General features: G+C 47.6%; 19 protein-coding genes. 11 read left to right on the top strand and 8 right to left on the bottom strand.

The genetic code is table 11. The features are described 5' to 3' along the window. Window positions 1-50: 50 nt before the first annotated feature. Both J5224_RS17065 and J5224_RS17060 read right to left on the bottom strand, forming a co-directional pair. Entirely contained in the window at window positions 51-332 is a 282-nt protein-coding gene (locus J5224_RS17065; RefSeq protein WP_264626504.1) for a VF530 family protein, read from the bottom strand. 197 nt (window positions 333-529) lie between these two features. After that, a complete protein-coding gene (locus J5224_RS17060) occupies window positions 530-2,128 on the bottom strand; it encodes an EAL domain-containing protein (RefSeq protein WP_264626503.1) in 1,599 nt (532 codons plus the stop codon). Window positions 2,129-2,608: 480 nt separating this feature from the next. On the opposite strand from J5224_RS17060, the gene J5224_RS17055 reads away from it, so the two are divergent. Together J5224_RS17055 and J5224_RS17050 are read left to right on the top strand one after the other, a co-directional pair. Further along, on the top strand, window positions 2,609-4,000 hold the full coding sequence (locus tag J5224_RS17055; protein ID WP_264626516.1) for a diaminobutyrate--2-oxoglutarate transaminase: 1,392 nt from the start codon (window positions 2,609-2,611) through the stop codon (window positions 3,998-4,000). An 8-nt stretch (window positions 4,001-4,008) separates the two neighbouring features. Then, a complete protein-coding gene (locus tag J5224_RS17050) occupies window positions 4,009-5,472 on the top strand; it encodes a pyridoxal phosphate-dependent decarboxylase family protein (RefSeq protein ID WP_264626502.1) in 1,464 nt (487 codons plus the stop codon). Between the two features lie 60 nt (window positions 5,473-5,532). Here J5224_RS17050 and J5224_RS17045 read toward each other — a convergent pair whose 3' ends face one another. Continuing rightward, a complete protein-coding gene (locus J5224_RS17045; RefSeq protein ID WP_264626501.1) occupies window positions 5,533-6,246 on the bottom strand; it encodes an oligogalacturonate-specific porin KdgM family protein in 714 nt (237 codons plus the stop codon). A gap of 512 nt (window positions 6,247-6,758) precedes the next feature. Between J5224_RS17045 and ampC the strand changes: the two genes are divergently transcribed. From ampC to J5224_RS17020, 5 genes are all read left to right on the top strand, one after another. Continuing rightward, window positions 6,759-7,901, top strand: coding sequence for a class C beta-lactamase (ampC, locus tag J5224_RS17040; RefSeq protein ID WP_319802450.1), 1,143 nt, complete (start codon window positions 6,759-6,761; stop codon window positions 7,899-7,901). Between the two features lie 110 nt (window positions 7,902-8,011). Continuing rightward, a complete protein-coding gene (locus J5224_RS17035; protein ID WP_264626500.1) occupies window positions 8,012-8,500 on the top strand; it encodes a hypothetical protein in 489 nt (162 codons plus the stop codon). Window positions 8,501-8,666: 166 nt separating this feature from the next. Beyond that, on the top strand, window positions 8,667-8,813 hold the full coding sequence (locus tag J5224_RS17030) for a hypothetical protein (protein ID WP_264626499.1): 147 nt from the start codon (window positions 8,667-8,669) through the stop codon (window positions 8,811-8,813). A 348-nt stretch (window positions 8,814-9,161) separates the two neighbouring features. Further along, entirely contained in the window at window positions 9,162-9,779 is a 618-nt protein-coding gene (locus tag J5224_RS17025) for a GyrI-like domain-containing protein (RefSeq protein ID WP_264626498.1), read from the top strand. 156 nt (window positions 9,780-9,935) lie between these two features. Further along, window positions 9,936-10,202: a DUF3811 domain-containing protein gene (locus J5224_RS17020; protein ID WP_264626497.1), complete on the top strand. Its 267-nt coding sequence runs from the start codon at window positions 9,936-9,938 to the stop codon at window positions 10,200-10,202. Window positions 10,203-10,355: 153 nt separating this feature from the next. Here J5224_RS17020 and J5224_RS17015 read toward each other — a convergent pair whose 3' ends face one another. Continuing rightward, entirely contained in the window at window positions 10,356-12,329 is a 1,974-nt protein-coding gene (locus tag J5224_RS17015) for a methyl-accepting chemotaxis protein (RefSeq protein WP_264626496.1), read from the bottom strand. A gap of 261 nt (window positions 12,330-12,590) precedes the next feature. On the opposite strand from J5224_RS17015, the gene J5224_RS17010 reads away from it, so the two are divergent. The 4 genes from J5224_RS17010 to J5224_RS16995 all read left to right on the top strand — a co-directional run bounded on the left by J5224_RS17010 (window position 12,591) and on the right by J5224_RS16995 (window position 16,085). Then, a complete protein-coding gene (locus J5224_RS17010; protein WP_319802449.1) occupies window positions 12,591-13,499 on the top strand; it encodes a mannosyl-3-phosphoglycerate phosphatase-related protein in 909 nt (302 codons plus the stop codon). Beyond that, the gene (locus J5224_RS17005; RefSeq protein WP_264626495.1) at window positions 13,492-14,709 is read left to right on the top strand and encodes a glycosyl transferase; all 1,218 of its coding nucleotides are present in this window, start codon (window positions 13,492-13,494) and stop codon (window positions 14,707-14,709) included. Before J5224_RS17010 ends, J5224_RS17005 begins: the two co-directional genes overlap by 8 nt. Window positions 14,710-14,824: 115 nt before the next feature. Then, complete coding sequence (ydfG, locus tag J5224_RS17000; protein WP_264626494.1) at window positions 14,825-15,574, top strand: bifunctional NADP-dependent 3-hydroxy acid dehydrogenase/3-hydroxypropionate dehydrogenase YdfG; 750 nt, start codon at window positions 14,825-14,827, stop codon at window positions 15,572-15,574. A 160-nt stretch (window positions 15,575-15,734) separates the two neighbouring features. Next, on the top strand, window positions 15,735-16,085 hold the full coding sequence (locus J5224_RS16995; RefSeq protein ID WP_264626493.1) for a DUF1283 family protein: 351 nt from the start codon (window positions 15,735-15,737) through the stop codon (window positions 16,083-16,085). 56 nt (window positions 16,086-16,141) lie between these two features. On the opposite strand, the gene J5224_RS16990 is transcribed toward J5224_RS16995, so the two are convergent. From J5224_RS16990 to J5224_RS16975, 4 genes are all read right to left on the bottom strand, one after another. Beyond that, window positions 16,142-17,437, bottom strand: a complete 1,296-nt coding sequence (locus J5224_RS16990; RefSeq protein WP_264626492.1) for a hypothetical protein — start codon at window positions 17,435-17,437, stop codon at window positions 16,142-16,144. 317 nt (window positions 17,438-17,754) lie between these two features. Next, window positions 17,755-18,420, bottom strand: coding sequence for a dethiobiotin synthase (gene bioD / locus J5224_RS16985; protein ID WP_264626491.1), 666 nt, complete (start codon window positions 18,418-18,420; stop codon window positions 17,755-17,757). A 150-nt stretch (window positions 18,421-18,570) separates the two neighbouring features. Continuing rightward, window positions 18,571-19,788, bottom strand: coding sequence for an ROK family transcriptional regulator (locus J5224_RS16980; protein ID WP_264626490.1), 1,218 nt, complete (start codon window positions 19,786-19,788; stop codon window positions 18,571-18,573). 162 nt (window positions 19,789-19,950) lie between these two features. After that, window positions 19,951-20,871, bottom strand: coding sequence for a LysR family transcriptional regulator (locus tag J5224_RS16975; RefSeq protein ID WP_264626513.1), 921 nt, complete (start codon window positions 20,869-20,871; stop codon window positions 19,951-19,953). Between the last annotated feature and the right edge of the window lie 74 nt (window positions 20,872-20,945).

Genomic DNA, 20,945 nt, shown 5'->3' with positions numbered 1-20,945 from the left:
TGCCGCTTTTACTGAGCGGCACACACCATGCACGTTGGAAGAAGAAAAGGTTAACGTTTATTTCCACGGCTGTTTGCCCAAGGATCGACATCATCGGCTTTTGCGGCAGGCACCTCTTTCAACGAATCAAGATACAGCGCTTCGACCTCTGCGCGGGCCCACGGGGTTCGACGCAAAAACTTTAGACTGGATTTGACGCTGGGGTCGCTTTTAAAACAATTGATATTAACCAGTTGGCCCAGTTTAACCCAGCCAAAACGTTCAACCAACGCATTGACTTGCATTTCAAGGGTTATGCCATGAAGCGGATCTTTTGAAATGTGAGCAGCCATGAGGAATCCGGTAACATTATATAAGGTGATCGTGGGCGACGAGAGGTTACAAGAAAGTAGGGCAGCCAGCAATACATTCCGCTGGGTTTCGTTGACAGCCTGATAGTGACCAGGTTGTCAACATTAACGCAATGCAGACGCTTATAATATAGACTGCGATAAGTAAAAAGTCATTTTCACATTTCCAGCACAGTCACCTATTTATCACACTTAATCGAGGAAGGTTCCTCGTCTTCCAGCTTTTTTATCATATCTGGCAAAGAAACCGCCTTTGAAAAATACCATCCTTGAACAGCACAACATGGCAGCTTTTGCGCTAAAAAATCGATTTGTGACTGTGTTTCTACGCCTTCAAAAACAATTTGCTCAGAGAGGTTTTTAAACATTTCAACCAAACCAGGCAGGATTTTTTTATTGATAGACTCAGTGCCAATAGAGTCAGTTAATGATTTATCAATTTTAATTTCATCCACAGATAACTTTGATAACCAGTTTAAATTTGAATAACCTGTACCGAAATCATCAAGCGCGAACATCACACCCTCATCTTTATAGAGTTTTATACACTCTTGCAATGCCCCTAGATTAGCACTCTGCCTTTCCGTTATCTCCAGCATGATAATTCCATGGGGGATATGGTGTTTTCTAATCAATGAAAATAGTTCGTTTTTAAAACGAGTGGAGAGTAAATCACTGGAATTTATATTTATACTGAGAAAGATATTGCTTTTCTTTGCATGCTCTACAAATTCATGGACCGTTTTTTTGAGAACATACAGCGTGATATCCCCGATAAAATTATGTTTTTCAGCAATAGGGATGAACACATCAGGGCCAATAGGGCCAATAGGGCCAAGTTTGTCATCCCGCCAACGCAACAAAGCCTCAACCCCGATGATATTACGTGTGCACAACTTATAAATAGGTTGATACACGATATCTAGTTTCTTCATTCTAATTGCTTCTCGGAGTCTTGTGGACAAAGAGAGACTTTTATTAATACTCCCGTTAATGATAATGGAAAGTAATATACCTGTTACGAGAGAGACAAATACCAAAAAGGCATTAACGAAAATAGACTCGTTGTAAACACCAGAGTAACTCGCCGCTGAGATGACACAAAGATCATTATCTTTACTGCATTTTTTCACGAAGGGAAAACTGTATTTTTTAACCTTATCATGCTCCATGCTCTCCAGTGTTTTTGTCTCACTACCAATTTTGAAATAATGTTCAGAGTGAGTTTGATTACCAACAACAGCATTAAAACCTTTAGTGTTTTTATCTAAAGAGAATCGTTTGAAAGCAAAGGGCGACACCGTAATGGCAATGGTGTCATTATATATGACATCAGCGATAATCCCTTCATTAACCAATGAATCAAACACCCACGTAAAATCATCTCTTTTAATTTTTATGGTGTAGGCATTCATAAATGATGGGGCCGGATATGTCCCCCATAAAGCGGAGCAAATTATCGCATTGTTATTAACGTATGAAATATCTTTAATTAGAGGGTAAGGCCAAAGTAAACGCCTTAAAGCATCTATATATTGTTGGCTGCACGGATTGTAGACATCAAATGATTTAGCCTCAGAAGATATGCTTTTTACTTGACTAATAAGATCGTCAGTTCTTTTTATGATTTCCTCTGAATAAACGGAAAGTTTTTCTTTGAATAGATTGTAGTTAACCAACTCGCCTAAGCCATAGAACACTACGGTAGATAAAAACAGAGAACAAGCAGTGACACCTATTTTTATGCAAAATATATTATGCGGTATGTTATTTTTCATTTCGCATTACCTCTTTATAAAGCTCCTTCATCACAAAAACACACAGACTACATTTTGCTAATATTCTTCAAAAATATCGATATCTCTATATTATCGGCAATGCAAGGATAACCTTTACCAAACGAGATCGCATCAATGGCGCATAGCATCAGGACCCGAGTGTGACTGCTGTGACGCGCGTTACATGATGCTCGTAGAACCCAACACGTTAAGGATACATCGAGACCCGACTTTAGAGTAACAAGTTGCAACAAATTTAGCCGTTAAAAGGCTATTCACGGGTAAAAGGATGAATGCAGGCATGGATCTCGTAATTTTTTCTATTGATTTCAGTAAGATATAAAATAATTAATCCCGCAAAATAAAATATTGAGTCCATTGCTCAAACAACATATATTAGCCGCGTTTTTTACCAGCTAAGTCCTTTAAACCATTATTCAACCCGGCGTTAACCATACCCCCGGTTGTAGGAGTGATATGATGACGGATAAAGTCCGTATTGATACTTTGAGTGCTAATTCATTACCGCAACGCAATGAAACCTTTTTAGCAAGACAAGCCGAATTTGAATCTAATGTCAGGAGCTATCCACGCAAATTGCCCTTGGCCATTGCCAAAGCGCAGGGCGTTTGGGTTACTGATGTTGAGAATAATCAATATCTTGACTGCCTTGCCGGTGCCGGAACTCTGGCACTTGGTCATAATCATCCCGATGTGCTTCAAAGCATTCAAAGTGTCATTACCAGTGGCTTACCGTTACATACCCTTGACCTGACCACACCGTTAAAAGATGAGTTTTCCTCTTATCTGCTGTCATTGCTACCAGGTCAGGGCAAAGAATATTGCTTGCAGTTTACCGGGCCTTCCGGTGCCGATGCCGTTGAGGCCGCGCTAAAACTGGCCAAAAAAGTGACCGGTCGTTCTGGCGTGATCAGTTTCTCCGGGGGCTATCACGGTATGACCCACGGCGCGCTCGCAGTCACTGGTAACCTGTCCCCCAAAGAAGCTGTCGATGGCATGATGCCTGAAGTGCAATTTATGCCTTACCCGAACCAGTACCGTTGCCCACTGGGTATCGGCGGTGAGGCTGGTGTTAAAGCGCTGACTTACTATTTTGACAATCTGATCAACGATGTCGAAAGCGGGGTACGTAAACCTGCTGCGGTGATCCTTGAAGCCGTTCAAGGGGAAGGGGGCGTCAACCCAGCACCGGCTGAATGGTTGCAACGCATTCGCAAAGTGACTCAGGAACATGGCATTGTCCTGATTATCGATGAAGTACAGGCCGGGTTTGCCCGTACCGGTAAGCTGTTTGCGTTTGAACACGCAGGCATCGAACCCGATATCATCGTCATGTCTAAAGCAGTGGGTGGCGGTCTACCGCTGGCAGTGCTTGGTATCAAAAAACAGTTCGATGCCTGGGCACCGGGTCACCACACTGGCACTTTCCGTGGCAACCAGTTGGCGATGGCTACCGGTTTGACCACGCTCAAAATCCTTAAAGACGATCGGATTGCAGATAAAGTTGCGGACCAGGGTGAATGGCTGAAAGCCAAGCTGGCCGAACTGCAAAAACGCTACCCGGTGATAGGTCATGTGCGCGGTCTTGGTCTAATGATCGGCATTGAGATCGTAAAACCTCATGAAGCCCAGGATCAGATGGGGTGCTTCCCGGCTGACGGTGAGCTTTCTGCACTGTTGCAGAAAAAATGTTTTGAAGCGGGTCTGATCCTTGAAAGGGGTGGCCGCAACGGTTGCGTATTGCGTCTGTTACCTTCATTGCTCATCACCAATGCCGAGTTGGGCATTTTCCTCGATAAATTCGAAAGTGCATTGCTGAGCGCTGGCGTCAAGCCTGTTTCACCAGAGTGAGCCATCAAATGTCTGATATAAATCCTATTCTGTCGGGTTCGGCGCAAAGCATCGCCGCCTATCAGGACGCTATCGAGCAGAGCACTCAGGCTGTTGTCGCATGGTTACAGCAGCCAGAGATGTATCAAGGCAAGACCGTTGCGCAACTGCGTGAACGTATTGATTTGTCCTTTACCGATCAGGGACTGGGCAATCAGGTTGCCATCGAACGTGCTGTTGAATACTTTCTTAAAGACAGTTTGTCCGTGCATCACGCGCAATGTGTTGCCCACTTGCATTGCCCGAGTCTGGTGATCAGTCAGGCGGCAGAAGTGCTGATTAACGCCACCAACCAAAGTATGGACTCCTGGGATCAGAGCCCTTCAGCGACCATCATTGAGATGAAGCTGATCGCATGGTTACGCCAGCAAGTCGGTTACACCGCAGGTGATGCTGGCGTATTCACCAGCGGCGGAACTCAAAGCAACCTGATGGGATTGATGCTGGCGCGGGATGCTTTTTTTGCGCGTCAGGGACATTCCGTTCAGCAGCACGGCTTAATCGGCGATCTGAGCAAAATCAAAGTACTGTGTTCCGAAAACGCCCATTTCTCCGTGCAGAAAAACATGGCACTGATGGGGCTGGGATACCAATCCGTTACGCTGGTAAAAACGGATGCGTTCTCGCGCATGGATCTCAGCGATTTGGCCGCAAAATTGGCACAGGCCGCGGCCAATGGCGAGCACGTGCTGGCCATTGTTGCAACGGCTGGAACCACTGATGCCGGTGCCATTGACCCGTTAGCTGAGATTGCAGCTATGGCGGCCGAACAAAACATCTGGCTGCATGTTGACGCAGCATGGGGCGGCGCGCTGTTGCTTTCTGAGAAATATCGCCACTATCTGGATGGTCTTGAGTTGGCGGATTCCGTCACGTTGGATTTCCACAAACAATTCTTCCAGACCATCAGCTGTGGCGCATTTTTGCTGAAAGATGCCCGTCATTATGAACTGATGCGCTATCAGGCGGCTTACCTCAACTCAGGCTTTGACGAAGAGCAGGGCGTTCCTAATCTGGTGTCTAAATCGCTGCAAACCACACGCCGTTTCGATGCGCTGAAATTGTGGATGGGTCTTGAGGCATTGGGTAAAAAGCAGTACGCCGAAATCATTGATAATGGCGTAACGCTGGCACAACAGGTTGCGCAGTTTGTGACTGAGCAGCCGCATCTTGAGTTGGTGATGCAACCGCAACTGGCCAGCGTTCTGTTCCGTTTCCGCCCGGAATCTGGCGACGCGGCAACTGTCGCCTTGCTGAACCAACGCATTGGTGACGCACTGCTCGCGTCTGGCAGCGCAAATGTGGGAGTTACCGAAGCCGATGGGGTGACTTGCCTGAAGCTTACCTTGCTGAATCCTACCGTTTGCCTGGCCGATGTTAAAATTCTGCTGGAAAGTGTGAAAGCGTGCGCGTTGCAGTTATTAAACGCGTAGCGATCTAAACATAAAAGCCGACAGCATTTCTGTTGTCGGCTTTTTTATGCCCACAATATATCAGAAACTATACTGAATCCCGATCCGATAGCGCGTTTGTCGCTGATCCCCCTTGTCTGCCGCAGGAACATTACCGACAGCAAGGTAAGGGCGCCAATTTTTATCCCATTGATAGCTCAATTTAAAATCATGACTAAAGGCATATTTTTTATTTTCTGACGGATTATCTTTTTTCTCATTGGAATTTTGATAATCCAGTTCATATTCAAACGTATAGTCATTAATAAACTTATACGCCATCGTCGACGTTAAATTATACCCTTTTTCAGATGTTTGTTTCTGAGTTCCAATGTTTTTACTGATCCGTTTATAATAAGGGCGATAGGTCAGTGATAGGGAGAAGTCATCAGTAATATTTATCATGCCACGCAGATAAGGGCGATAGCTATTGTAGTCAGCAGTCGACTCCAATGAAAACCCAGGTTCCAACGAGAAGGTCTTGTTCACATCATGCGTGTAGCTGGCGATGACTTCCGTACCGCTACTGACCCGTTCGCTAAAAGGGCTTTTTTCTGATTTATCATTGGCATGCTGAGCCCAGCGTGCTTCTGCTGACAGCCCAAATCCTTGCTCAAACAGCGTGGCAAACTTGATGCTATCATTGTGCTCTCCGTTTGATGAATCTTTAAATTCATGCTGATAATCAATGGCAGTAGCATGTGCGTTGAGTGTGACCAATGAAGCCATTGCCAACGTAACTAACTTTAATTTCATTATATCTCTCCGAGAAAAATAACATTAACGTCAACAACTCTGCAGACAAAAGCAATCCCAACCGTGCAAAGACAACGGTGTATTAATGTAATATATCAAAAGGTTGAAAAAATAATTCCATATTTAGATGCATTGCATTTATGACTCGGCTAAGAATATAGTGGAATCCGTATTGATAAAATAAACCGATAGGCAATAAACATGCAGGAAGAAGTATTTCTCACGCAGAGTAAAAATGATGATTTATTAGTTATTAATTTAACAGGCACTTACTATAATTCTTCACGAGTGGGAGCGTTTGCCGAACGGTATTGAGTAAATAAGAATATTCATGAATAGAATACTCTCCGTGAAGTAGAAAGGATTGAAAAGATCCTATCAAGGGCAAGCGAAAACGTTGAGAATAGAAGGGTTTTGATTTCGTTAATAAAATAGGCGTTATACTCATCATTACACGTTATGATGCGGCGTTATAAAAAGCATCGATGTGCCAACTACTTATGAGATCTTTTATGAAAACTGTCTCTCCTGCTATTTTGGTTAACGCCACGCTGTGCCTATGCTTTTCTGGCATGGCATTAGCCGCTCCAAATGTAACACAAACAGTTAATGGAATCATTGAGCCTTTACTCAAAGAACAGGACATCCCCGGTATGGCTGTGGCCGTGTTGGTGCACGGCAAACCGTACTTCTTTAATTATGGTTTGGCAGATCTGAAGAACGCCAGGCCGGTCACAAAAAGCACGCTTTTTGAGCTAGGTTCGGTCAGTAAGACCTTTAATGGTGTGCTTGGTGGTGTGGCGGTAGAGAAGGGCGAGATCTCGCTAAACGACCCCGCCCCTAAATATTGGCCAGGCTTGAATACGCCCCAGTGGCAACATATCACGCTGTTGCAATTAGCAACTTACACTGCAGGCGGTCTGCCATTACAAGTTCCTGACGAGGTAACAACCCCCAAGGGTTTACTACAGTTCTATCTGGACTGGCAGCCGCAATGGGGTCCGGGTGAAATGCGGCAGTACGCGAATACCAGCATTGGTCTGTTTGGCGCATTAGCGGCAAAAAACAGTGGGATGACCTATGAGCAAGCAATGAAACAACGTGTATTGAGTCCGTTAAAACTCACGCATACTTATATAACAGTACCTGATTCAGCCATGAAGGATTATGCATGGGGATACAGAAATCGGCAGCCGGTACGGGTTTCTTCCGGTGCCTTGGATGCAGAAGCTTATGGTGTAAAGTCAACGTCTGAGGATATGTTAACGTGGATGCAGGCCAATATGAATCCTGACCGGATCACCGATCGCCTAGTGCAAAAAGGCATTCATATCGCACAGACACGCTACTACCGCACGGACGCCCTTTATCAAGGGCTGGGCTGGGAAATGCTCGATTGGCCAGGGCAGGCGGATAAGATAATCGCTGGCAGTGATAACGCCGTAGCTTTAAGCCCGCAAAAGGTCATCGATAATCAGCCTAAGCCACCTGTGGCTGCGTCTTGGGTCCATAAAACCGGTGCTACTGGTGGTTTCGGCGCTTATGTTGCCTTCATTCCTGAAAAGCAGGCGGGGATCGTGATGTTGGCGAATAAAAACTATCCCAATACGGCTCGCGTCAAAGCGGCGATGCAAATTCTCACAGCATTACAATAGACAATCTCGACAAGTCCCATGCCAAGCAAGTGCTGGTTGTTACTTTTGAGCACCAGAATCATCGCGAGACAAAGGTTCTGATTGAAAATCTGTCAAATATGGCATCGTCCATGTTAGGCGTGTTTCAGCAGCATCAAAGTCGTGCAACGCTGGAGCGCCTGGCAGAGGCGCTGGTGCCACCTACACCAGCATCACCCGTCATTATCAAAGAAGTGGCGATGCTGGTTAAAGCACGCAAGGCCGTGCTGGAAAGTGGTGACTGGCTGACTGCTGCCGAACTGACAGAGCTGGCGCAGTTAAGCACCGCCAACCCGAGTGCGCAGCCGAATAAATGGAAGAAGGCCGGCCGCATCTTTGCCATCCACCATAATGGTGTTGATTACTTCCCGACTTATGGTCTGAACAAGGATGAGGGCTTCCGACCACTGAAATCACTGGCTCATGTGATCGAGGTGTTTGACGACCATAAAGATGGTTGGGGGATGGCGTTCTGGTTTTTGTCGGCCAACAGCTTTCTGGGCGGGAAACGGCCACAGGACATGTTGGCTATGCAACCTGAGCAGGTGCTTGCCGCGGCTAGGGATGAAGTGCAGGGGTAGAGCATGGTTAAGCCTCCTGCCAAGGAAACAGCGACGCCGGAGCAACCGGAGCAGGATGAAACCAGGAATACGCCGCTGCCTCATTCTGGCCTCCTAGCTTTATCAGCAAAGTCCGACGGCGCAGGGCCTGGCATGGGTATCGAGGCAGGACGACACTGCACGTGCGATGATGCTATTTGGCGATCGGATTGCCTCAGGGTCATTTTGCCAGACGGGTGAGTCACTCAGTCTCGTTCACGATCCCGCGACTTACGACGATGTGCTCGATCTGGCTAACAGACTTGATGTTCTTATTGTGCCGGGCAAGGATTGAATAGCCGGTAGCCATAACATCTGTCAGAAAGAAGGGACGTATATGCTCGGTGGTAGTCTGGAGTGCTTATGGATTGAGTATCCTTCAAATGCAATTTAACATAATATACATTATGCGAACTATTAGGTAAGGAGGCGGAATCTGATGCTCAAAGCTGGTGAATCCCTGTGAATCGACGTACTCTTGTGCTGACGCTATCTGGATGACAATCAGTTTGATTTCAATGAGAAAGGATGAATTATGTCTTACTATTATACCTATTGCACTTATTGCTCTCTCTGTATGCTCAGAAAGCAAAAATTCTACAGCTAATGACCGTTTAATTACCAATTGAAAGGATGAAACTGTATGTTTGATTTTAAGAAGGAATTCAGAGCACAATATCAGCCAAAGATCACACCAGAAATTATTGAAGTGCCAGAAATGATCGTTATAGCTGTTGACGGCTCTGGTGACCCTAACACAAGTGATTCCTATAAAGAAGCAATAGAAATTCTTTACGGGCTGTCCTACGCAATCAAGATGGGTAACAAGGATATACTGGAATATATTGTTGCCCCACTGGAGGGATTCTGGATAGTTGATGAAGAGAAAGAAAACAACTCAAATATATTAAATAAAAACAGATATATATGGACATCTTTCATCCGCCAGCCAGATTTTGTTGAAAATGACGTATTTATAAGAGCACAAACGGCAGTCTTAAAGAAAAAACCACATCTCAACATTTCAAGAGCACGTCTTGAAATAATCAGTGAAGGATTATGTGTGCAGGCAATGCACCTCGGTTCGTGGGATGATGAATCAAAAACAGTAGACGCGATGCATAAATATGCTACCAGTAATGGCTATATAATCGATATGTCTGATAACAGACGACATCATGAAATCTATCTTTCTGACCCTCGAAAATCAGTTCCTGAGAAAATGAAAACAGTTATCAGGCATCCTGTCAGACTTATCTGAGGGGCTGACATTCATTAACGTGGTTTTTTACATCATTGACCGTCAAACCACGGATACGGCTCAAGGGAAAGAAAAATAACAACTATCTTTAAATTATCGAGAATTAGCGAATTTGCTCTACAATGGATTTTCTAACCCACAACGAGATGCTTTCCTATGCCCAGACTGACACAGAAAGACATGACAGAAAGTGAACAGCGACAGCTCAAAACACTGCTGGATCAGGAAAGGAAAAAACGAGGTCGTACGTTAACCAACGCAGAGAATAACCGTATTAAAGACGATTATATCGATAAGTTGATGAAAGAACGGGAGGCGGCAGCTAAGCAGGCTCGCGCCGAGCAGAAGAAAAATAAATTCAAACCTGATGCCAATGCCACCTATGAATGGTCTGCCAATACCCCTGTGCGGGGACGCCGTTAGTCACGTTGTTAGTTTGCCGCCGGCTTTATTCTTGGGGTGATGGCATACATTACAGGCCTGCATAGTTTTTCCTGGTTAACCAGGTTGTGGTAAACGGTATCATCCGAAAATAAACGGATGATACCGCCCATGTAGTGACGCGCTGAGCACCCGCTAGCGGGCGCCGGGCAGTGCCAGCGTTGATGCAGCATCCAGACGGAAATGCTCAATGGTCTGTGCCAGCAACAGGGATTGCTCCTCAAGCGAACTGGCCGCAGCAGACATTTCTTGAACCAATGCTGAGTTTTGCTGGGTAACACCATCCATTTCATTGACGGCTATGCTGACCTGACTGATGCCTTTTGCCTGCTCATCGGACGCTGTGGCAATTTCACCAATGATACTTTGTACCGAACTGACCGCCTGCGTCATTTCCTGCATGGTTTTACCCGCATCATTCACCAGTTGAACCCCACTGCCTACGCGCTGGCTGGATTCTTCGATCAAGGTGGCAATATCTTTTACCGCACTGGCGCTACGTTGTGCCAGATTGCGAACTTCGGAAGCCACTACGGCAAATCCCCTTCCCTGTTCCCCCGCCCGTGCCGCTTCAACAGCGGCGTTCAGTGCCAAGATATTGGTTTGGAAAGCGATGCTGTTGATCATGGTGGTGATGTCACCGATTTTCCTGGCACTTTCATCGATTTCTGCCATGGTTTTCACCACCTGACTCACCAGCCCTTCCCCTTTGAGCGCAATTTTAGTGGCATTTTCGGTCAGCACCGTTGCCTGATAAGCATTGTTGGCATTGTGTTTTACCGTTGCGGTGATCTGCTCCATACTGGCAGCCGTTTGTTCCAACGCCGCAGCTTGTTGTTCGGTGCGCGAGGCCAGATCGATATTTCCGCTGGCTATCTCTGCCGCGCCTTGTCGTACCGCACCGCTGGCATCTTTGATTTGCCCTACGACCTGCCGTAGCTGTGTTTGCATAGTATTCAGCGCATAAAACAGGCTTTTACGATCGTTGGGCTGGACCGCGATGGTATTGCTCAGTTGTCCTTCCGCGACGGACAAGGCGATGGTTGCTGCTTCGAGCGGCTCGCCACCCAACGGTTTTAGCACTTTGCGGTTGAACACCATGCCGAGCAGCGCACTGACAAACAGAATACTGAGCACCATTAAAATCAATGCATTACGTAACTGTCGCTGAGAGGCTTCCATGACCGCATCAACCGGTGCAACCACCCCCAGATACCATTTGTCAGCGCTGTTACCAATGGTGACCGGTTGCCAGGTGACCAAAGCATCTTCCCCTAAAATGGCATCATGATGTTGTAGAACTGCGGATGTGTAATTGTCAGTTTCACCCTGCCAGGCCTTACTGGTTTGCGTTTTATCGGGATAGGAAATGACTTTGCCAGCACTGGAAAGCAACATCGCATAACCGCCACCGTCCCAGGGTTTTATCTGATTAACGCGCTGTTGTAATGACGCGAGAGAAATATCTGAAGTTACGACGCCCCACAGTTTACCCTGCGACACAATGGGTGCTGCCACAGAGGTGAGCAGCGTTGGAACACCGTTGTAAGCATAGGAATAGGGTTCAATCAGCGTATCCTTTTGGCTCTTTTGCGGCAGCAGATAGTAATCACCCTGTCCCGGCGTCGCATAGGATAACAGCGGATGCATGTTGAATTTTCCAGCCTGATCGCGATCGACAAACCAGGCATAGCGGCCGTTTGGTGCCTGACCCGGTTGCGAAGCAAACTCTGCATCCCGCCCGTCGAACGCGTCTGGTTCGAAAATCACGGAAATAGAAAGGTAGTCGGGATTATCGCGTAACGCCTGCTCCATCAGCTTATCGACAACCGCACGATCTCGCACGCCAGCGGCAGGAAGCGCTATCAGGCTGTGCCCAAGGTTATGGGCCACATCACGCGCATAGTTAAGTTCTTGCTGAATTTTTAGCGCCTCACTCTGCGCTATTTGCTGCAAGTAGCTTTCTGCCAGAAATTTTTGTTCACGGCTCGATTGCCAACTTAAAACACCAATCGTCACAGTAAAACCGAGCGCGATGGTCAGCGCACCAGTCAATAACATTTGCGCGCGGGTACTCATTGTTTTTTTATTAATAGCGGGTATGGCCATTATGGCTCTCCTGGTGTTGATCCTACCTATAATCAACATTCCATTGCGACGAGCTCCCTGTGACTAAGTCTATCGGCAACTCATTATTTAACTTTAATTTAACGACAACGATGCAAATCAATAGCGAACGCTGCACAACAGAATGCGGGTTATGCCGAAAAGGGAGGACTTGGTACTCATGTGCTTTGCATTATCACGCGTTTGTACATACATTTTATTATGTGATTCACGTCACGCTGTGAAACGCGGTAGGCTCAGCTTGTGGGGTTGGCCCTGCTCCAACACATTGCCGGTGTGGTTGATTCCGGTATTGATGACAGGAGACGCAATATGCCTGAGCGCAGTGATAAAATGCTCATTTTTAGCGATCTGGATGGTTCACTGCTGGATCACGATACCTACGACTGGCAACCCGCCGCGCCCTGGCTGCGACGCCTGAAACAACGCGCGATTCCCGTCATCATCACTACCAGTAAAACTGCCAGCGAAACCATACTGATTCGCCGAGAATTGGGGCTGGACCACTGTCCTTTTATTGTTGAAAACGGCGCCATCGTAGTGTTTCCCGAGCACTGGCTCACGCATGCTGATTACCCTTCTAAGCGTTTTTCAACGGGATACGTTGAGATTTGCACTCTACTGGAACAGCTTCGCGTGGAACACCTCTTTAACTTCAGCGGATTTGCAACACTGACTGATTCCGACGTTGCAACGCTGACCGGCTTGCCGTTAGCCGATGCTAAACGTGCGCGCCAGCGTCAAGCCTCCGAGCCATTACAGTGGCTCGACGATGACGCAGCACTGCAACACTTTATCCATCAGTTGGATCGTCACGGGTTAGCGTTGACACAAGGAGGACGTTTCTATCATGTGATGGGCAAAAACATCAATAAAGGGCGTGCGGCCCGTTGGTTATGCACACAATATCAGCATGTTACCGGAACGATACCCATTACATTAAGCCTGGGGGATGGCCCCAATGATGTTGTCTTGTTGCAAAGTACCGATTATGCGGTGGTGATCAAGCGTCGAAACCAACAGCACATCACACTGGGCGATGCTTACAGGGGTGAAACCTATTTCACGCAGTACACCGGGCCAACGGGATGGAGTGAAGGCTTAGACCATTTCATTTCCCGCAATAACAAACGCGAGGTATGCGATGAGTGAATTCTATCAGGATGGGATAATTACTAATTTTCATAATCTTACCAAAAGAAATCCCGATGAACTGGAGTACGAATTGCAGGTTTTTTCCGGTCAAAACACGATGGGGCTGATACTGCCGTCACTCTTTTCCGAACTGGAAGGCCCCGCGTTAACGCATATCATTGATGAACTGTCACAGATCAATTATCTGACAGAAATCGTAATCGGGTTAGATCGCGCTGATCGGGAACAGTTTGAATACGCCCGTGCCTTTTTCTCTCGCTTGCCGCAGCGCCATCGAATTCTTTGGAACGATGGCCCACGGCTTACCGCGTTAAGTGCGGAATTAGCAGCAAAAGCGTTGTCCCCCGAAGAACCAGGCAAAGGGCGCAACGTTTGGTTCTGTATCGGTTACGCGTTGGCGTCGCGTCGTACCACCTGCATTGCACTGCATGATTGTGACATTGTCACTTATAGTCGGGAGATGTTGGCCCGCCTACTCTACCCGGTTGCTAATCCGCACTTTCACTATGATTTTTGCAAAGGTTACTACGCCCGTGTTGCCAATCAGAAACTCAATGGGCGTGTCGGTCGGCTCCTGGTTTTTCCACTCCTGAAGTCGCTGCAAAAGGTTTATGGCAATTCGGACTATCTCGATTATATGCGCAGCTTCCGCTACCCCTTGTCCGGCGAATTTGCGATGCGCACCCACGTGCTTAACAACTTGCGTATTCCTAGTGACTGGGGGCTAGAAATTGGTGTGTTGTCGGAAATTCACCGTGGCACAGCGACCAGTCGCATTTGTCAGGTGGATATCGCCGATAATTACGATCATAAACATCAGCCGATGTCCGAGGATAACCCCGACGCGGGATTGCAGCGCATGGCCATGGACATCACCAAAGCCCTGTACCGCAAGCTGGCGATACAGGGCGTCGCCATTACTACTGACGCCTTCCGCGTGCTACGTGCGACCTATTACCGCACGGCATTGGATATGATCGATGCTTTCGAGCATGATGCCAAAATGAATGGACTGGCTTTCGATCGTCACGGTGAAGAGTTGGCGGTTGAGTTGTTCTCTGATGTGATTACCGCATCCGGCCACGTATACAGTGAAAGCCCCGGCGATAAACCTTTCGTACCGAGTTGGAATCGGGTGCAGTCGGCCTTCCCGGACATACTGGAACGCCTTTATCAAGCGGTTGAAGCCGATAACGCTGTCGCGTAACAGTAGTCACTGTATGCCTTTTTCCGGTAAGCTGGTGTCATCTCTGACATTCCGCCATGAACCCTTTTGGTATCATGACGAGTTTGCACTAATGGAATCAGACGTGAGGACAACCATGATTATTTTTGTTACTGGCGCAACAGCGGGTTTCGGTACGGCGATTACACGTAAATTCATTCAGGCGGGTCACCGCGTTATTGCCAGCGGTCGACGTCAGGATCGTCTGGACGCACTGAAGGCGGAGCTGGGTGAATCAGTGTATACCGTGACGTTTGACGTGCGCGATCGTCAATCGGTTGAAAGCGCGATTGCCGCCCTGCCCGCCGATTGGCGCAATGTTGACGTACTGGTCAACAACGCTGGGTTGGCGCTTGGGTTAGAGCCCGCTTATAACACCCAGTTGGATGATTGGGAAACGATGATCGATACCAATAACAAAGGGCTGGTTTACATGACCCGTGCCGTGCTGCCTGAAATGGTGAAGCGCAATCAGGGCCACGTGATCAATATCGGCTCTACCGCAGGCAACTGGCCCTATGCGGGCGGGAACGTTTATGGTGCCACCAAAGCGTTTGTGCGTCAGTTTAGCCTGGGCCTGCGTGCTGACCTGTTCGGAACACAGGTGCGCGTCACCAATATCGAGCCTGGGTTGGTTGGCGGCACCGAATTCTCATCGGTCAGATTCAAAGGTAATGAGGACAAGGTTTCCAAAACCTACGACAACACCCAGCCATTAACCGCCGAGGACGTTGCTGAAGCCGTGTTCTGGGTGGCAACGCTGCCTGCACACGTTAATATCAATACCTTGGAGATGATGCCGGTAAGTCAATCCTATGCCGGGTTGAGCGTACACCGCGACGCATAAAACTTATCACCCCCGTCGGTGTCATAGGATGCGCGCGGTGTTATAGAGTTATTGCAGACAAGAATGTTATAATGTTTCTGTTGCGATGCTGACACCCGCGCAATCAGCGCGTTTGTGGAAACACCGCGGGTCATCACCCTTTAGTTCGTCAGGATGAAACATGAACCATCAAACCCTCAAATTTTTGCGACGTGCACTGTTCCCCCTGTCGTTGGTCGTTTTGGCCGGCACATGGCAGGCCAATGCGCTTGCAGATACCCGCCACGTCATTGTGGAATCAGGCGATAGCGCACTCTCTAAAGAAGCAGCGCGTCAAAGCAAAGAGCAATGGGATAGCACCCGTTCACTGCGTAACAAAGTGAATAACCGCAGAGAGAAAGAATTCGACAAGTTCGATAAATCCATTGATTTGCAAGAGAAATGCAATACCAGCAGCAACGTTAATGCCTACTGGGAAGCCAACAGCGACCGTTGCCTGGATCGCCGCACGGGTCGTGCGATAGCGCCTTGATATTATCTATTGCGTTTATGCCTGGCTTAAACGCCAGGCATGTTGTTCTGAGTGAATCATAGCTCTGTTATCTCGTTCATGTTCACCACACTATGTGGTTCTGTTTCCTGATTTTCCTCTGTTTCTATACTTTCCATTTCCGTTGCTTCAGGTTCGGGATTTTTTCTGTTCTGGTTATGGGCATAAGCAAATCCGGCATAAGCACAGCCCATCGTGCCTCCCACTATCGCACTGGCGGCATATCCACCAAAAGGCAAGGCTGATGCCGCCGCATAGGCAGAGACAATAATCGATGCGCGGCTCGCGAGAGTATTTAACGTACAGTCAATGATAGCTTTACGCGTAAAATCCTCTTTATTGCGCATTGACAATTTGACACTCAATGCCCGATTTTTTTTTCGAAATGCATTAATGCCTCGATAGCAAAATTCATCGCCAAATTCACCAACAAAATTGACGGCAGACCTACCGACAATATTCGCCATTACGCTGCTCATTGAACCTGATAACGCGTTTGAGGCGATATCCATACCGATATCTACCGCCGTTTGATTGCCAGAATAAAGAAGACCAGAGGCCGTCACCGCAGCCAGAGACAGTTGGTTACTGTTATTATCCTGTAGCGGGAATATAAATTGTGTAGTATCGCGGAATAGAACATAAATCAGTCCTGCGACAAGTAAGAGCGCCGCATGCTCAAAATTATCACCGTACCACAAGCACATGCCGGTAACGACAACAAATAACAGACTGCTTAGTCGCCCCATAAACACTGACCCGTTTAATTCTCCATTGCAATAATCACAGGCAAGTCCAGAAAGCTGTAAAACCAGCGGCATGGCGATAACGATGGAAGAAATAAGTGCTAATGAGCTGCGTGGCAGATTTGCAAATGTTTCAGGTAGAGCATCGCGTCTCACATACTCCCGAATTCCCGTTCCAACCGCGACTGACAAGGTATTTCGCAGCAGAACAGCACCCATATTGCTGGCATATCGAACTCCCCGCTGTTTTAACGATTCGGCATTTGTAACCTCCTTACTCTCTTGGTTCTCTTGAGCAACTTCACGACAAAAATCGGCCGGTGAGAAAAGTAAAGGAACGGGAGAAGGCGATGCTGGTGTTGATGTCTCACTTACGCTATCACTGGAAGAACGCACCAGACTTAATTGGCTAAGGGTACTTAATTGTGATAAAGAATACTGGCTGCTGGTTACCGATGTCCGTTCATTTAGCGTATTTGCAACCAGTGAAATGTCCAGTTCACTTGGCGATGCAGGTGTAGCTAAATGATTCGGCATGAGGGAAGAATCAAAGGGTAACGAACGTGCTCTCTCAATATTTGCCTGCACAGAGACTACCCCCTTGGTGATATATTAGGTGAATGAAATAACATTGCGACTGAATAAGTAATGCTTTATCGTGCTGGTCTTATATATTTTCTAACAATGAATTATCACTTATAAAACCATATAGCTTTCGTACTTTTATCAAATGGCATTGCCACGCAATTAATATAATTAGCGTAATCATCAAAGTGTAGTGAACAATTTACAGGCTATTTGTTGAAATACTTCCAGAAATAGATTATAAGATTATCTTATTGGCGGGAGTGGATAAATAAACAACATCCCCTTTCGTAGGGTACGAATGGGGAATGATTGGTGAATTAATAGCGAATAGAAGAGAGATCAATATAGCCAGAGAGATCGCGTTGCTCTGCGCGAGGCAAATACGGAAGTTCCCCTAATTGCGGTGCGGGAATTTTCTTGCGCAGCGCGGTAATGATATCCGCATAATTTGCCAACCCTGGGTTGATTCGGTTCGCTACCCACCCTAGTAAAGGCAAACCATCGTTGATTATTGCCTGTGCGGTCAGCAGTGCATGGCTAATACAACCCAGTTTAATGCCTACCACCAGGACAACCGGCAACTGCTCTTGCACCACCCATTCCGAATAGGGGCGTAAATCATTCATTAGCGTACGCCATCCACCACTGCCTTCGACAATGACCATATCGGCCTTACCGCAAAGGTGTTGTAAGCCCTGCGTCATGGCACAATAGTCAATCGCATGTTGGCTCGCACTGATTTCATCTTCACGCAGCGCGATCGGATTGATATGGTCATAAGGCAATGCTACCGTTGACGCCTCTTGTAACAGCAGCGCGTCTTTATTGCGTAGCCCCTCTTCGGTCTCCACGCACCCTTTAGCAATCGGCTTGTAGCCAACAACTGACTTTCCGCTTTGAGCAAGCGACTGCAATAATGCGCGCGACACCACCGTTTTCCCCACGGCAGTATCGGTACCAGTAACAAAAAGACGCGTTAACATGAATGTAAGCTCCGGAGGTCCCACCTGAAAATAAAAAACACAGCAAAAAGGCTTCCAATGGTGAAAGTCTAGGTGATGTACTTCAGGTAGGGCTTGCGTTAGCGCAATGTTTTGTAATTCATGAAACGTTTTATAAATTTTTGTACCACATCAGCCTTGCAGCAGTTTCACCAGCAGTGAACCGTTATACAACGCCTCTTTGACCAATGCCGCGCCCGGCATCGTGCCCTGATTATAAAACGCCGTAGATTCCACCTGTATATTGTGGCTGTAGGCAGGCAAAGATTGTTGTCGAACACAATCCAGGATCGCAGGATGTAGAATACTCGCGGCCTTATTTAAGGGCGATCCGACCAGAATTTTGTCAGGGTTGAACAGGTTAACCATGATAGCCGCGATACGGCCTACATTGTTGCCAACCCCGTTAATGATGTCTTTGGCTAATTGGTCCTCTCTCATCGCGGCATCGCAGAGATTTTCTACGGTGAGCGGCGAACCGTTCAGCAAGGAACTCATCGAACCATTCAGGCGCTGTTGTGCCAATTCAAGCATGCTTTCTATGCTGGCGACGGTTTCCAGACAGCCATTATTACCGCAGTAGCAGCGCTTACCGTAGGGATCGACTTGTGTGTGGCCGATTTCCACCAGGTTACGGCTGCCCGCATGGAGTAAGTGACCGCCGGTGATAACCCCCGCACCGACATTGTGATCGATAACAATCTGAATAACGTTATGCGAACCCCGCGCGGCACCGTACATCGCTTCGGCCATGGTCCAGGCATAAATATCGTGCTGAAGGAAGACTGGCAATCCGGTGCGACTTTCTAACGCCGGGCCTAACGCCATCTCCTCAACCGCATAAAATGGCATACGGTGAATAACACCAGCAACCGCGTCTACCATACCTGGTGACGTAATGGCAATTGCCGTTAGCCGCTCCAGTTTGTGCTGGTAACGAATAAAAAACTGGTCGACTTCGTGGAGAATACGTTCCAGCAATGGCTGAGGGTGGTCGCTTGGCAGGTTGACGCAATCCTCAACGACCAGCGAGTTACTGAGATCGCGCAGCGACAACGTCATTTCTTCACGGCCAATTCTGACGGAAAGGTAATGCCAGGCATCGGTATCCAGCAATAATCCAATGGCAGGACGTCCACGGCTGCCGACATCCTGATACTCGGTCTCTTTCACCAGATGCGCTTCCATCAGTTCGCGCACAATCTTAGTGATACTGGCTGGGGCCAATTGGGCCAGTTTTGATAATTCAATGCGGGATACGGGGCCGTGCAGGTCAATGAGCCGATATACCGCACCGGCGTTCATTTGTTTAATCTGATCGATATGTCCGGGTTGACCATCCGCAATCACAAAACGGCTCCTACTGTCTACAAATTGCCACGCTGAGCGTTCGCTGATGCATAAGGTGATTTGCAGCGAAAGTTCTTAGCATCAATGCGTATTTTTCACGCTGCAAAATAAAAAAACTGCGGGTATGGTGGGGCTTTTAGTGAATTGCGTCAACTCTTTGATTCATTTTGTGATTGGGTGCACATATTTACTTGCATCCTGTTCCAACATAAATGAAATCAACGTGTTTGCCGCAGGATTAAGTGCCGCGCGACGCGATGTGACCAGCCACACTTCCGTGGTGGCATCTGGTTCGCTGAGCGGTACATATTTAACGCCATCCACGGAGATACGTAAAAAGGATGCTGGCAGAATTGAAACGCCCAGCCCCGCCGAGACTAATCCCACAATGGTCATCGCTTCCCCGACTTCCTGTGTAATGTAGGGGTCAATGGCATAATTTTTCAGCAAACGAAGGATTTCGTCATAAAGCGCTGTTCCCACTTCCCGGGCAAAAAACACAAAGGGTTCGTTAGCCAATTGGCGCACGCTGATATGGGGGTGGCCTGCCAGCGGGTGCGTTTCATGCACCACCGCCACCAACGCTTCATGCAACAGTAATTGATGCTGTAAATCCGCGGGCAGCGGATTATTGCGCATCACACCGATATCCAGCTTTCCGCTGAGCAACGGATCTATCTGCTGTTTGGTGTTCAGTTCCAACATTTGCAAATGAACATCTGGATAACGTTGCCGAAAGTGCAGCAAACTGCGCGAAACCGCACGAATAAAAGGCGCTGATGAGGTAAAACCAATCCGCAGCTCGCCGATTTCGCCACGTTGGAGCCTGGCAGCGTGCGCAGACGCCTGCTCCACCTGGTGCAAGATTCCCCAACTCGCTTTACGAAACGCTTCGCCTGCCGGGGTCAGCCTGACATTGCGGTTGTTGCGCTCAAACAGCGTTGCGCCGATTTGTGCCTCTAATGCCTGAATCTGCTGACTCAGCGGCGGCTGTGAAATGTTGAGCTTCTCTGCTGCCCGGCCAAAATGCAACTCTTCAGCAACAGCGAGAAAATAGCGGAGATGACGCAGTTCGATGTTGATGGCAAGCCTCCTAAGGCTAACGGTAGAGTCTCACGAATTATATTTTAAACATATTAATTGGTATTATTAATATA

The sequence above is a fragment of the Candidatus Symbiopectobacterium sp. NZEC135 genome, from assembly GCF_025962695.1.
The sequence above is the reverse complement of the archived record's forward strand: the minus strand, read 5'-3'. Positions and strand labels throughout refer to the sequence as shown.

Coding starts and splice junctions, on each gene's coding strand:
- J5224_RS17065 (WP_264626504.1), bottom strand. CDS start 332: ATGGCTGCTCACATTTCAAAAGATCCGCTTCATGGCATAACCCTTGAA.
- J5224_RS17060 (WP_264626503.1), bottom strand. CDS start 2,128: ATGAAAAATAACATACCGCATAATATATTTTGCATAAAAATAGGTGTC.
- J5224_RS17055 (WP_264626516.1), top strand. CDS start 2,609: ATGACGGATAAAGTCCGTATTGATACTTTGAGTGCTAATTCATTACCG.
- J5224_RS17050 (WP_264626502.1), top strand. CDS start 4,009: ATGTCTGATATAAATCCTATTCTGTCGGGTTCGGCGCAAAGCATCGCC.
- J5224_RS17045 (WP_264626501.1), bottom strand. CDS start 6,246: ATGAAATTAAAGTTAGTTACGTTGGCAATGGCTTCATTGGTCACACTC.
- ampC (WP_319802450.1), top strand. CDS start 6,759: ATGAAAACTGTCTCTCCTGCTATTTTGGTTAACGCCACGCTGTGCCTA.
- J5224_RS17035 (WP_264626500.1), top strand. CDS start 8,012: ATGTTAGGCGTGTTTCAGCAGCATCAAAGTCGTGCAACGCTGGAGCGC.
- J5224_RS17030 (WP_264626499.1), top strand. CDS start 8,667: ATGATGCTATTTGGCGATCGGATTGCCTCAGGGTCATTTTGCCAGACG.
- J5224_RS17025 (WP_264626498.1), top strand. CDS start 9,162: ATGTTTGATTTTAAGAAGGAATTCAGAGCACAATATCAGCCAAAGATC.
- J5224_RS17020 (WP_264626497.1), top strand. CDS start 9,936: ATGCCCAGACTGACACAGAAAGACATGACAGAAAGTGAACAGCGACAG.
- J5224_RS17015 (WP_264626496.1), bottom strand. CDS start 12,329: ATGGCCATACCCGCTATTAATAAAAAAACAATGAGTACCCGCGCGCAA.
- J5224_RS17005 (WP_264626495.1), top strand. CDS start 13,492: ATGAGTGAATTCTATCAGGATGGGATAATTACTAATTTTCATAATCTT.
- ydfG (WP_264626494.1), top strand. CDS start 14,825: ATGATTATTTTTGTTACTGGCGCAACAGCGGGTTTCGGTACGGCGATT.
- J5224_RS16995 (WP_264626493.1), top strand. CDS start 15,735: ATGAACCATCAAACCCTCAAATTTTTGCGACGTGCACTGTTCCCCCTG.
- bioD (WP_264626491.1), bottom strand. CDS start 18,420: ATGTTAACGCGTCTTTTTGTTACTGGTACCGATACTGCCGTGGGGAAA.